Source organism: Acidicapsa dinghuensis (genome assembly GCF_025685685.1).
Lineage (GTDB): Bacteria > Acidobacteriota > Terriglobia > Terriglobales > Acidobacteriaceae > Acidicapsa > Acidicapsa dinghuensis.
This window is the reverse complement of record NZ_JAGSYH010000010.1, coordinates 23,745-36,811: the sequence shown is the minus strand read 5'-3', so window position 1 is coordinate 36,811 and position 13,067 is coordinate 23,745. Positions and strand designations below refer to the sequence as shown.

Annotated in this window: 11 protein-coding genes; 4 read left to right on the top strand and 7 right to left on the bottom strand. The window is 57.4% G+C overall.

What is annotated here, in order from left to right; genetic code table 11:
- Positions 1-16: 16 nt before the first annotated feature.
- From OHL22_RS23200 to OHL22_RS23190, 3 genes are read right to left on the bottom strand one after another with little or no spacing between them, the layout of a single operon-like run.
- The gene (locus OHL22_RS23200) at positions 17-1,393 is read right to left on the bottom strand and encodes a sigma-54-dependent transcriptional regulator (RefSeq protein WP_263342189.1); all 1,377 of its coding nucleotides are present in this window, start codon (positions 1,391-1,393) and stop codon (positions 17-19) included.
- Positions 1,394-1,404: 11 nt separating this feature from the next.
- Positions 1,405-3,204, bottom strand: coding sequence for a CocE/NonD family hydrolase (locus OHL22_RS23195; RefSeq protein WP_263342188.1), 1,800 nt, complete (start codon positions 3,202-3,204; stop codon positions 1,405-1,407).
- A gap of 36 nt (positions 3,205-3,240) precedes the next feature.
- The gene (locus OHL22_RS23190) at positions 3,241-5,580 is read right to left on the bottom strand and encodes a sensor histidine kinase (protein WP_263342187.1); all 2,340 of its coding nucleotides are present in this window, start codon (positions 5,578-5,580) and stop codon (positions 3,241-3,243) included.
- 43 nt (positions 5,581-5,623) lie between these two features.
- Between OHL22_RS23190 and OHL22_RS23185 the strand changes: the two genes are divergently transcribed.
- Positions 5,624-6,109, top strand: coding sequence for a DinB family protein (locus OHL22_RS23185; protein WP_263342186.1), 486 nt, complete (start codon positions 5,624-5,626; stop codon positions 6,107-6,109).
- A 68-nt stretch (positions 6,110-6,177) separates the two neighbouring features.
- Here the strand turns inward: OHL22_RS23185 and OHL22_RS23180 are convergent, their stop codons facing one another.
- The 3 genes from OHL22_RS23180 to ald form a co-directional block, all read right to left on the bottom strand.
- Positions 6,178-6,984, bottom strand: a complete 807-nt coding sequence (locus OHL22_RS23180) for an NIPSNAP family protein (protein ID WP_263342185.1) — start codon at positions 6,982-6,984, stop codon at positions 6,178-6,180.
- A gap of 81 nt (positions 6,985-7,065) precedes the next feature.
- Positions 7,066-7,410 carry a cupin domain-containing protein gene (locus OHL22_RS23175; protein WP_263342184.1) on the bottom strand — a complete coding sequence of 115 codons (345 nt, stop codon included), beginning with the start codon at positions 7,408-7,410 and terminating at the stop codon, positions 7,066-7,068.
- Positions 7,411-7,462: 52 nt separating this feature from the next.
- Positions 7,463-8,578, bottom strand: a complete 1,116-nt coding sequence (ald, locus tag OHL22_RS23170; RefSeq protein WP_263342183.1) for an alanine dehydrogenase — start codon at positions 8,576-8,578, stop codon at positions 7,463-7,465.
- A gap of 136 nt (positions 8,579-8,714) precedes the next feature.
- Between ald and OHL22_RS23165 the strand changes: the two genes are divergently transcribed.
- Entirely contained in the window at positions 8,715-9,083 is a 369-nt protein-coding gene (locus OHL22_RS23165; RefSeq protein WP_263342182.1) for a DUF7677 family protein, read from the top strand.
- Positions 9,084-9,140: 57 nt separating this feature from the next.
- Here the strand turns inward: OHL22_RS23165 and OHL22_RS23160 are convergent, their stop codons facing one another.
- On the bottom strand, positions 9,141-10,790 hold the full coding sequence (locus OHL22_RS23160; protein WP_263342181.1) for a VWA domain-containing protein: 1,650 nt from the start codon (positions 10,788-10,790) through the stop codon (positions 9,141-9,143).
- Between the two features lie 72 nt (positions 10,791-10,862).
- Between OHL22_RS23160 and OHL22_RS23155 the strand changes: the two genes are divergently transcribed.
- Complete coding sequence (locus tag OHL22_RS23155) at positions 10,863-11,513, top strand: HD domain-containing protein (RefSeq protein ID WP_263342180.1); 651 nt, start codon at positions 10,863-10,865, stop codon at positions 11,511-11,513.
- 237 nt (positions 11,514-11,750) lie between these two features.
- A complete protein-coding gene (locus OHL22_RS23150; RefSeq protein ID WP_263342179.1) occupies positions 11,751-12,896 on the top strand; it encodes a lactonase family protein in 1,146 nt (381 codons plus the stop codon).
- The last annotated feature ends 171 nt before the right edge of the window (positions 12,897-13,067 follow it).

The following is a 13,067-nucleotide window of genomic DNA, read 5'->3' as shown; positions in this document are numbered from 1 at the left end:
ACTACTAGCCACGTCTCTATTCTCTGACCGCAATCCCCAACGCCTTCATCTTCCGGTAAAGATGGCTCCGCTCCAGGCCCAGCAACTCCGCCGCGCGGCTCACATTGCTCTTCGCCTCTTCCATCTTCTTCAAAATGTAGTCCCGCTCATACGCATCGCGCGCCTGCTGTAGCGTCGAGAACTCCTCCTGCCCGCGACCAGCCTTCTGCGTCAGCGGCGGCAGATGCTTCCTCTCAATCCGCAGCGCCCGCGGATTCAGGATCAGCACCCGCTCCACAAGATTCTTCAACTCACGCACATTCCCCGGCCAGGTGTGCTGCGCCAGCGCCTCCAATGCCTCTTCGCTCACTTCCATCCGCGGCCTTCCATATTGCCGGCCAAACTCCTTCAGAAACTCACGCACCAGCAGCGGAATATCCTGCTTGCGCTCGCGCAAAGGAGGTACCGAAAACGGCACCACATTCAACCGGTAAAACAGATCTTCACGAAAATTACCCTTCGTGATCTCCTCTTCAAGACTCTTATTCGTGGCCGCAATCACCCGCACATCCACGCGAATCGGCTGCGTCCCACCCACCGGAGTAAACAACTGCTCGTCCAGCGCAGACAATACCTTCGCCTGCGTCTTCAAGCTCATGTCGCCCACTTCATCCAGAAACAACGTCCCGCCATCCGCGCGCTCCAGTACGCCACGCTTTTCCGGCGGAGCACCCTGAGCCGTCACGACTCCTCCACTCGGAAAAGCCCCATGCCTATATCCAAATAACTCCGCCTCAATATGCGTTTCTGGAATCGCAGCGCAATTCAGCTCCACAAACACCGAGTCGCGCCGCTCACTCTCCGCATGAATCGCACGCGCAATCAGCTCTTTGCCCGTGCCCGATTCGCCATAAATCAGCACGCGCCCATTGGTCGGAGCCATCAGCCGTATCTGCTGCCGCAGCGCCTTCGCAGGCACGCTCTCGCCTGTCAGTACGCTCCCAAGCGAAAACTGCCGCTTAAACTCCAGATTGTCGCGCCTGAGCCGCCGCGCCTCCACGGCATTCTTCAGCACAATCAGCGTGCGATCCAGCGATAACGGCTTTTCGAGAAAGTCATACGCGCCCAGCTTCGTCGCCTTCACAGCAGTCTCAATTGTGCCGTGCCCCGAGATAATCACCACCTCAGGCCGCGACTCCGCCGGCAGTGCATGGATCTCGCCCAACACATCCAGTCCATCGCGGTCCGGAAGCCAGATGTCCAGCAACACCACATCGTACGGCGCATCCTGCACCATCACCATTGCCTCGGCTGCCGTACCCGCCGTGGCTACGCCATACTCTTCTTCACGCAGAATCTCCTCGAGCGACCCTCGGATCTCCGCCTCATCATCCACAATCAAAATGTGATTCATCGAACTGCTTTCTACTCCTGCGGGACCATGGGCAACACCAGCACCGACTCATGCGCTGCGTCATGCAGAATCGTATTCGTAGCCTTCACCATCGCGGCGCTTTCACTCGCGCTCTTCCCAGTATTCAGATTGCGATCAAACCTAGGAAAGTTGCTGCTCGAAACCTCTAGCCGTATCGAGTGCCCCTTCTTGAACACATTGCTCGTTGACCACAAATCGATCTCGAACTTGTAAACTTCGCCGGGCTTCATCAACTCTGCCGCACCAAGCGTCGATTCGCGATACTTCGCACGCAAGATTCCCTCAGTGAGGTTCTTAGCAAAACCATCCGGTCCTACATCCACTAGCTTCCCCGTGAAGTCCGTATCCACAGCAGATGACTTTGCATACAGCTCCAGTTTCACCTGACCCGTTACTTCTACATCATGATCGAGTGGCGCCGTCGTATACACCAGCACATCCTTGCGATCTTCTACCGTGCTTTGGTTCTGCGGTCCCAGCATTCCATTAAACGGCCCACAGCACAGCGGCCCTCCCGTCGTGGGCACAGGCTTCGCCGGATCATACACAAAGCTATCCGCTGTTTCCTTGGCAGCCTCTGTCAACGACAACTTGCCATCTCCAGCAGAGCTGTTTGCCTTCCCATCGGAGTGCAGATAAAACTTCGTCTCCTTCGCGCGCTCCAGCGGCCAATCCTTCTCCCATCGCCACTTGTTGTCGCCCATCACAAACAGCTTCACCCGGTCCGGCCGCGCAAACTCATTCTGCTTGCCCTGCAACAGGTAGTCGTACCAATCCAGCGTCACCTTGCCTTCGTCATACTCCGCAGCAGCATCGCCAAAATCGACAGCGCCAATCTTCCGGCCGCCGCCTGCGTGTCCACCAATCACGATCAGCAGCCTCTGTCCGTTGCGAGCTTCTTCCGTGCCCGCGTGATCCCGCATTCCCATATAGTTCCTGACTGACCCGCCCTGGAAGATGTCGTACCACGCAGCCACCGTAAGCGCAGGTACGCGAATCTCGCCATACCGCTCCGCAATCGCCCACTGCTTCCAGTAGTCGTCGTATTCGGTGTGCTTCGCCCAGTCTTCGAAATAGGGAGCCAGTTCCCGCGAAGTCTCCACTGATCCCGTCTGCATCTTCGACTGCAGCACTGGATACTGCGTCAGCGGCAGTACATTCACATCATCCGCGGGCTTTGACTCGCGCCGTATCTTCCGATCCAGCGTGTCCTGCGACAGCCCTGAAGTCCATGACTCGTTAAACCACTGCTCAAACGCTCCGCCTTGGTATGTCCAGTTCTCGTGATAGTTGCTCGCCGTCACCACAGGACATATCCCGGCAAGATGCGGTGGATGCGTTACCGCCGCCAGCATCTGCGTCGCGCCTACATAAGAGCCGCCCCACATGCCCACCTTGCCATTTGACCCCGGCAGTCCCGCTGCCCACTCCACCGCGTCGTACCCATCGTTCATCTCGTTCTTAAACGGATACCAGTCCCCGTCCGATGCATAGCGCCCACGCACATCCTGGATCACCACCATGTATCCGCGATCGACAGCCTCCAGCGCAAACTGCACGCCGCCATCTTTGTTGTAAGGAGTCCGCTGCAGCAGCACCGGATGTGTTCCTCCGGTCAAAGGACGGTAGACATCCGCACGCAGCACCACGCCATCTCTCGTCCGCATCGGAACGTTGCGCTCGTATTGCAGCGGTTGCTGTGCCCATGCAAGTGCGCCGCTCATCGCCAGCACACACACCAGTACCACACGAACCAGCCGTTCGCGTCCCATCCACTTTTCAGTCAACATTCTCTGCGAATCCCCCGCTGCTTATTTCTGTTCCGTCTACTGCACCGCACTCGGCTCAACTGGAATTACATGGCCTTCCACACCTGAATCCACTCCAAACTTTCCACTGCCGCCCAGTCCATCTGTCACCGGCAGGCTCAAAATAAACCGAGCCCCTTGCGGCGAATTCGCTTCAGCTCGTATCGAGCCGTGATGCTCCTGGGCAATCTTCGCTGCAATCGACAGCCCGAGTCCCGTGCCACGCTGCTTGGTCGAATAAAACGGCAGAAACAGTCGCTCGCGAATCTCATCTGTCAGTCCATACCCCGTGTCGCACACACTCACTTCCACCGCCGCTCCGTCCTCACTCAACCCTGTCTCCACCGTCAGAACACGCAGCAGGCTCGCCTGCATTGCCTCTGCCGCATTGTCGATAAGGTTCGCAAGCGCCCGCTTCACCGCATCCGGATCAGCCATCACCATCGGCAAATCCGGCTCGAGCTTCCTCCGGATCGTTGTCCCTTCAAGCCGCCCGGAGAACATCTCCAGCGCGCTATCCACAATATCGTTCATATCCGATGGTCGCGGCTGAGGAGCCGGAAACTGCGCCAACGCTGCAAACTGATCTACCAGAGTGCGCAGCGTCGCCACGCAGCTGAGAATCACTTCGCCGCATTTGCGAATCACCCCGGGCGAGTCCTCTGTAGGCCGGTCCAAATGCTTTCCAATCCGTTCTGCTGAAAGCGCAATCGGCGTCAGTGGATTCTTAATTTCATGCGCGACGCGCTGCGCCACTTCCTTCCATGCCAACTGCCGCTGCGCTCGCAGTAATTCTGAAGTATCTTCCACCACCAGCACCGCGCCCTGCCCCGCTCCCAACTCCAGCCGTGCGCTTGTCACCGCCAGGTGCATCACGCGCCCGCCGCCATGTGTCTCAATCTCGGTCGACGCCGCGCCCATGCGATAGCTTCTGCGAATCACCCGCGCCAGATCGTCACTGCAGTCTGCCGGAAACAGCGACTCAATCTTTCTTCCGCTCAGATCGCTCTCTTCGCTTTTCCCCGCCAATGACGCAAACGCGCGATTTGCCAGCAAAATAGCGCCATGCTTATCCAGCGTCACCACGCCACTGGGAATCGTGTCCAGAATTGTTTCCAACTCCCGCCGGCGTTGTTCTACAGCCTGATTGACTGTCGAGAGCTGTTCTCGCGAACTCTCAGCCATGTGCCGCGCCGACTCCAGATCCTGAGCCATGTGGTTGAACGCCCTGATCAGCTCGGCCATCTCACCGCTGGTCTCAATCCCCACCCGCCGCTCCAGCTTGCCGTCGGCGATCTCATCCATCGCATCCGCCAGCGCTTCCACCGGGCGCGTAATCTGCTTCGACAAGTACAACGCCAGCCACATACTTGAAAAAAACACCAGCGTCGTAATCAGCAGCAGCATGAAGAAATACGTGGTACGAATCGTATAGCGCGACCTGAACAACGCCCAGTACTGAGTTGCGCCGATCCGGATCTGATTGGCCGTCTGGCTTAATCCCTGCGGCATGGGCAGCCCAACCACCACCAGCCGCCCCGTTGGAGTCGCCGCAATACCCATCGCATACTCGCGCCGTTCCTGCCCCGTATCCACAGTCAGTATCGGCCCATCTGTGCGCTGGGCAGCGGCAAGCAGTCCCTGCATCACCGTGCCCTGCAGCGGAATTGCGCTGGTCTTGCCGTCATCAAGCAATGGCAGCATGCTCAGATTCGCACTGTTCGCAGGCACCTGGTAGAGGACTATCTCTTGCTTGTCCGCTCCATACAAAGCAACAAACCCACCCTCCAGGGTAATCCGGCGTGAATGAATCTCTGCATTGGCTGTCGCCGCGTCGCCATCCACCAACCCTGATGCAACAATCGCTTCCGCTTCCAGCCGAGCATTGGATGCAGCATAGAGCGCCAGCTCCAGCACCACTCGAGTCGAGTTCTCACGCAGCTCCGCCGTCGGCTGCGAAAACCATCGATCCACCGAACGATTCAACAACCCGAAGCTGAAAAGAAACATGAACGCGGCCGGAGCCAGCGCAATCAGAGCCGCACCCAGCACCATCCGTGTCCGCAGTCGCGAGCCCAGCGCGCTGCTGCGTTGATCTGCAAACAACTTCAGAATGTTTCGGATCAGCAGCACCAGAAACGCCAGCAGCACCAGGAAAACAATCACCGAGGTCGCGGCAAAAACAAGAATGTCGCTCGGAGATCGCGGCGACAGATACTGGCTCAAATTAAACGCCTGCAGCATCGCCAGCAACGCCGCAACGGCAAACGCGCCCGCTGCCAGAAATGCGATCGTTCGCTGCCGCGAGCTGCTAAAAACCGACATGCCGAGATTATAGGCCCTGCTTACTTTCTCCATCAGCCGTCTCGCTCATGCGTCAACCTCCACGTACACTATCCGCATGACCGAGCTCGCACGCGCCCTCAACGGCAACAGCGCTTTCGCATCACCTGCCAATGTCCTCGAAGCCATCCCTGATTCCATCGCGCACGCCAAACCCGCGGGCTCGCCGCGCAGCATATATGAAGAGGTCTGGCATCTTGCCTTCTGGCAGGACATTAGCATCGAATGGGTGCAAGGCAATCCGGTTCCTCATCCTGAACACGCGGGAGCCGGCTTTCCGTCCGACACCGCCGAGCCATGGGATCAAGTCCGCAGCCGCTTCCTTACCGGAGCCGTGAAAGCCGCCGCCATCGCAGACGACGTCATAAACCTTGACCACATCGTTCACTGCCCTACCAACCCCCAGCGCCGCGCCCCCGACATGACCATCCGCGAACAGTTGGAAAGCCTCGCCTCCCACAACGCCTACCACTTAGGCCGCATCGTTCTCTTGCGCCAGCTCTTCAATAACTGGCCTCCACCCAGCGGCGGAGACACATGGTAGCCGCCTGCATATATAAAGGGCAGCCCTGGGCTGCCCTTTATATATGCTCGGTTTGCATTCCCTGGTCCCTAAATCTGCGACATCCCCAGCGGCGCGAGCACCAGGTTGTCGATATTGCTAACCGTAGGCTCAAACCCATAGCGCGGATCGGCCGACAGCTTCTTCCAATCGGGATTATTCCCAAACGCAGCCCACTTGTCGTTCAACTGCTCCAGCGAATCCATGCTCAGCATGTACGTCAAGCAAGGCATCCGCGGACCCACCAGCATATCGCCATAAAACACCGAATGCAGACCTGCTGATTTAAAGAAATCAAACTCACCATGGTGAAACATATCCACCTTCACCACATGGTCGCGGTAGCTCGGGCTTTCGTACGTGCGCATCTGGAAAATCCGCTTACCCTTCGTCGCCGAAGCCTCGGGAGGTGTAAGCTTCGGCCACCCCTCAAACGCGATATACAGCGCACTCTCAACACGCTGAAACGATGGCTGACTCGCCGGAGCGCTCCACCACGGCTCCGCGGCTTTCTGAAACTCCGCATCCTCGTTCAGATGCAGATCCACCGTAGTCAGCGCCTCTACCGACGGGCCCGGAATCACAACGATATCGGTCGGCGTCTCCAATCCAAACGTCAGCGAAAATACGCCAATCGGTCCCAGCCCAAGCCTCGTCAACGCGGGCACCAACGCATGCTCGAAATACTCCGAGGTCAGCTTCGTCTGCTGCCCATTGAAAAGTTTGTATCGCCGAATCTGGTAAAACTCGCGCCCCGCAATCGAACCCGGTTTTGCAGCGGCCTGAGCCTCAGCCCGACGTCCCAGAGCCAAAGCAGAAGTAGCAAGTGATGCAGCTATGAACTTACGCCGTTCCATATCGTCTCCCTGAGAGGATTAACTTACTTTTTCGTTCTAAGCACTGAGAAGAGCTTCATATCTGGCTTTTCGCATCGGAATTCAAATCCAGACATCATTCTGCGCCGTTCGTTCGCCGCCGGCTTCGCCTGTATTCACTACCCCCCGCGGCTCAATCAGCATAAGCTTTACCTCACGCTCCGCATAAGGCTTGTGCTCGACACCCTTTGGCACCACGAACATTTCGCCCGGCCCGATACGCACCGCGCCATCGCGAAAATCGATGCGCAGCTCACCATCGATCACAAAAAATGTCTCGTCGGTGTCCTTGTGATCGTGCCACACGAAGTCACCTTGGAGCTTCACAATCTTGAACTGATAGTCGTTCATCTCGGCAATCACCTTGGGAGTCCACTGCTCTGAGAACAGTCCAAACTTCTTTGTCAAACTGATCGCCTGATAATTCATCTACTCACCATCATCGTTCTTTCACGCACGTCTAGTTGAGGACCGAAGCAGGTGCCACCCATTCTCGTCCCTGCGACTCCGCCACGCCACGATGCGTCAATTGTCCCTTCCACACATTCAGCCCTTCGGCCAACCCCGCATCCGCCTTCAATGCTTCCGTCGCGCCCAGATTCGCAATCCGCATCAGATACGGAAACGTCGCATTCGTCAGCGCCAGCGTCGAAGTATGCGGCACCGCCCCCGGCATATTCGTTACGCAGTAGTGAACAACTCCATCTACAACATAAGACGGATCGGAGTGCGATGTTGGACGCGCCGTTTCTACACATCCTCCCTGATCGATCGCCACATCCACAATCACCGCGCCCTTCTTCATCTTGCTCACCATCGCATGCGTCACAATCTTCGGTGCCGTCGCTCCCGGAATCAGCACTCCGCCAATCACCAGATCGGCCTCGCGCGTTGCCCGCCCCACGTTGTAACTGTTCGAGGCCAGCGTGTGCAGCCTTCCCAGAAACAGATCATCCAGTTCCCGCAGCCGGTTCAGATTCACATCCACCAGCGTCACATGAGCGCCCATGCCCACCGCGATCTTCGCTGCATTCGTGCCTACAATGCCGCCGCCAATCACGCACACATTCGCCGGAGGCACACCCGGAACGCCCCCCAGCAGAATCCCGCGGCCACCCTTTTCTTTCTCCAGATACGAAGCGCCCACCTGCACACTCATCCGCCCCGCTACCTCGCTCATCGGCGTCAGCAACGGCAGCGTATTCGCACGGTCGCGCACAGTCTCATACGCAATGCCGATAACCTTTTTTTCGAGCAGCCTATTAGTTAACTCCGGCAACGGAGCCAGATGCAGATAGGTAAACAGCACCAGCCCCTCGCGAAAGAAGACATACTCCTTCTCGACCGGCTCCTTCACCTTCACAACCGTTTCGGCGTTGGCCCAAACGTTGCCGGCCTCGCCAACAATCTCCGCGCCCGCATCCTGATACTCATGATCCGGAAACCCAGACTGCGTCCCCGCATGCGTCTCCACCAGCACCACATGCCCAGCCTCTACAAGCGCCTTCGCACCTGCCGGCGTCACGCCAACGCGCGCCTCGTGGTCCTTAATCTCCTTCGGCACTCCAATAATCATGCGTATCTCTCCTTAAAACGGCGCAAACCAGCCCGCCGCAACCATTGTAGATGGCCGCACCACAGCGGTCGCGAATGAAGATCGGTTCGGCGGGTACTCGACAAATGATGATCCTGTAAACTTGCGGAGGATAACTATGAAGAAGCTAGGCGGTTCATTTTCAGGAGCTCTGAGAACATTTTCGTTTTGGATAGCCAACGGAACAGTTGGTTATCGCATTTTAGAGGGCATCGACTACCGTTCCATACTTCTGAAAGATGCAAGCGCTATGGAGCAGCTCTACGCGATCTTTGCGAACGTTATTGAGCTCGATGACAATGGTGTTGTAGTAAATGCAAAGTACGCAGAACGTCGCGCAGCGCAGTGGTTGCGCCGCTATATTGACCGAAGTTACGAAGTGCTTCCTCCCTTCGAGTTTTGGGAAGTAGAGCTACACGGCCCTCCTCCACGCGTCGATCCAAAGCGATCAACAACGATTCCTTGCGATGGCGAGCCCGGTGCATAATAGTCGGTAGAGCTAACGTCTCGATCACAAGTACATCTTCCGCGAGCCACAGCAAACTCACTTCACATGCGCAAACGGAATAATCACACTACCAACCCTCGCCGACCCGTGGTCCTGCACCAGCACCCGCAAGACCTTTGTATCCTGCTGCGGTTGTAAAACCTGGTGAAATAGAATCCCCGATTGCAAATATGAAATATATTGCTGCTCGGTAAGCTTAAGATTGAGCCGCTCATTCCCCTGATGCAGAACCTTCCCTGTCGCATCCTGCTCGATCGTGTAAATATCCAGCGTGCCTTTCCGAAAACTGCCCTCCTGATGTACCTGCACACTCTTCAAACCAACCGACCCGACAATCTCCACTGAATTCTGCGCCGCCTTATCCTGGCGCTCCATCCTCACCACCAGTGGCAACGCCGCCGCGTCCAGCGGGCTCCTTATCGCAGCGATAAACGCGCTGCGTGTTTCGCTCTCCGTTGCATCCGTATCCTTGTCCGCAAAGTACCCGCGCGGAGCGGTCACACTCAATCCCGCTTGCTTCACCTGCACCGCAATCTTGTGAAATTTCCCATCAACATCACTCTCCGGTAGATAAAAGCCCAGCGTATACGTCACCGCAGAATCTTCAATCGCACTGCGAATAGCGCTGGTCAGATCGTTGGTATTGACGAATGCGTGACCACCCGTATCCGCCGCCATCTCCTGCATCGTCCCAATGCCGGTCGGTCCCGAATCGGCACCCATAAGTCCACCCACTCGGCCCATGGCGTAGTCATCCTCATTTGCATCCTCCATCGTGACGACGGGGCTTCGCGGCAGAAGACCGCGCGCATCCAGTGGATAAGCCACTACATTGCCGCGCGCCAGCACACGTGCAATTGCTTCTCCTGAAAAAGGAAGATTTGACGTCAACCAGAGCAGATTCTTTCGGCCGGGAATGTCCGCGACATGCTCCGTGATTGCCGCAATCGCCTCCATCGTCAACTGCGCGCGATCTTGATTCTTGAAACCTGCTAGCTCTTGTCCTGCCTCTGCGATAGGAGCCCCCAGGTGAGCTGAGTCAGGATCGAGCATCTCCGGCACATGGACTGACCCAGGCTCTACCGCGCCGCGCGCCGTCATTGCGCTCGCATCATATTTGCCTACTACCGCCAGTAGCTGATCCCGGTTGCAGGTAAAATCGCACAGCACGCGCAGCCTGTCGGTCAGGCCATAGATCGCAATGCGATCGCTCGGATCCATCGTCCGCAAAAACTCCATGAGATGCTGTTTCGCATTCGTGAGAGCATGCTCCTCAAGCCATCGCGGAGTCCGCTCATAAGGCTCCGGCGCCGCACCAAACAGAGCATTCAAATTGTCCAGCAGAACAATCGTGACGCTTCTAGGCTTCTCCGTACCGTAACCAGCTATATCGGAATAGGTATTCGGCGGCAGCGGCTGCGCCGATTGCGCGGTTGTGCCCGACACATCAACCGAGAAGACATTGATTGGCTGGATCTTGCCGCGATCCTTAACAACAAAATCGTCTTTCGTGAGATTCCTGACCGCGCCATTCCTGTCTCGTACGATCATTCCGAACTGCACCAGATGCGTCGTCGTGCGGATGGTGGAATTTCCCGGCTGATTCTGCAGTGCCCAGCACAGCGGAGCAGTGCCAGAGATCATGAGCAAAAAGCCGCCGATCGCAGCTCGCAGAGCAAATCCCATACCCGCCTCCGCTTTTGAAGCGACACAAGCCTACCACGGAGACACGCACAAGACGATACCCTGAGGTGAGCCATGCACTCCTTTCACTTCACCCCTTTTCAATCCTTAGCCGCAGCCCTGATCCCAAACCTTCTGCAAACCACAGACGGCTCCCACGACCACTCCCACCTCCTCCGCGTCTGGAATAACGCCAAAGCCATCCACGCGGGCGAAGGCGGCAACCTCGAGCTGCTCTGCGCAGCAGTCCTCCTGCACGACTGCATCCTCGTGCCCAAAGACTCACCCCAGCGCAACCAGGCCTCGCAGCTCGCGGCAGACAAAGCAATACATATCCTGCAAACCCTCCATTGGCCTGCTGACCACATCGCCATCGTCGCTAGCGCAATACGCACCCACAGCTACTCCGCAGGGCTCACACCTACATCCATCGAAGGCCGCATTCTTCAGGACGCCGACCGCCTCGACGCCATCGGATTCACTGGCATCGCACGCTGCTTCTACACCGCCGGTCGCATGAACTCCCAGCTCTACCACGCAGACGACCCAACCGCCTCATCGCGCCCACTCGATGACCGCAGCTTTGCCCTCGATCACTTCCCGCAAAAACTCTTGAAGCTCGCCATCAACTTCACCACAGCCACCGGCCAGGCACTCGCCATATCTCGTGCGCAAACTTTGCAAAGTTTCTATGAAGGCATGCTGGCTGAAATCACCACTTCCTAAGTTGTAACCTCAAGCGAATCTCGTGCATCTTATTCGTTTCGTTCAAAAACCCGCATAAAATCAGCACAAAATTGGCTTTAGACGCCATGCATCTCGAAACGTAATCGCAAATAAAATCTTCTCTTTTCTCGTAACTTTTCCTGTCTTCCACGCCTCACACCGATGCGCACAACAACCAGGATGAGGCGCGCATCATCCCGGCTCAGCGTGCGCAGAAGTTCTCATTAGGAGCCAATCATGTTCAGACTCTCCGGTGGTCTCAGGACCATCCTCATCGGAGCAGGCGCGTCCCTGTCGATGATCTCCGCGGCAACTCTTGCCTCAGCCGTCACTCCAGCCCCCACCGAAACTGTCTTCGCCATGACCAACAACGCCGACCGCAACGAGATCATCGCCTTTGCGTCCGCGCGCGACGGTCAGTTTTATGAAACAGGCCGTTTCGAAACCGGCGGACGCGGCAGTGGCGGCACAACCGATCCGCTCACCTCGCAGGGCTCGCTTACGTTCTCCAGCGATCACTCCTTGCTCTTCGCCGTTAACGCAGGCAGCGGCACTCTCAGCGTCTTCCGCGTCTTTCAAAACCGCCTCATTCTCATCGACCGCGCTCCCACCGGTGGTGCAGAGCCGGCTGCCGTAGCGCAATGGGGCAACCTAGTCTATGTCCTCAATGAAGCAGGTCCCGGCACTGTTGTCGGCTTCCATCTCTCCAATGATGGACACCTGACCTCTATCCCCAACAGCAGCGCCTTCCTCACCGGAACCAATGTTGGCGGCTCTTCCATCACCATCAGTCCCAACGGACAGTTTCTAGCCGTTACTGAGCGCGCTTCCGATAAGATCGATGTCTTCCCCATCAACGCCAACGGCACTCTCGGCTCCATCGTCACCGATTCCTCCGTCAACCCTGGCACCTTCGCAGCCAGGTTTGCTCCTGAGGGCAATCTCGTCGTCTCTGAAACAGGCCCGGCCGGCGCGACCAATGGTTCAACCATCACGTCTTACGCTGTCGGCGCCACCGGCGCGCTCACGCCCATCACCAACGCACTGCCAACCTTCGGCTCAGCCAACTGCTGGAACGCCATCACGCCCGACGGTAGGTACGTCTATGTTTCCAACGCCGCCTCGGCCACCATCTCCGGCTTCGCCATCGGCAAGAACGGCGCGCTTACGCCCCTCGGCAACACTGTCCTCGCCTCAAACCCGCAAGGCGCAACCAATCTCGACATCGCAGTCAGCGGCGACGGTAAGTATCTCTTCACCCTCAACTCCGGTGCAGGCGCCATCGGCGTCTTCACCATCCAATCTAATGGCTCCCTCACACCGGCTGGCGAAATCCCAGGCGTTCCCGCAAATACAGGCCTCAACGGCATCGCCGCCGAGTAGCACCACGTCTTATATCTGCAACTGAATCACTCAGCCCTGCGGACGCCCCGGCTTGTCTGGCCGCGCGGCGTCCGCTCTGGGTGATAACTCCGGAAACCCGAGCGCGCATCCACGAGAATCATCCGACGCACTTGGTGAAAGTAGAAAAAGCTCTACTTTGGGCGGAAAACA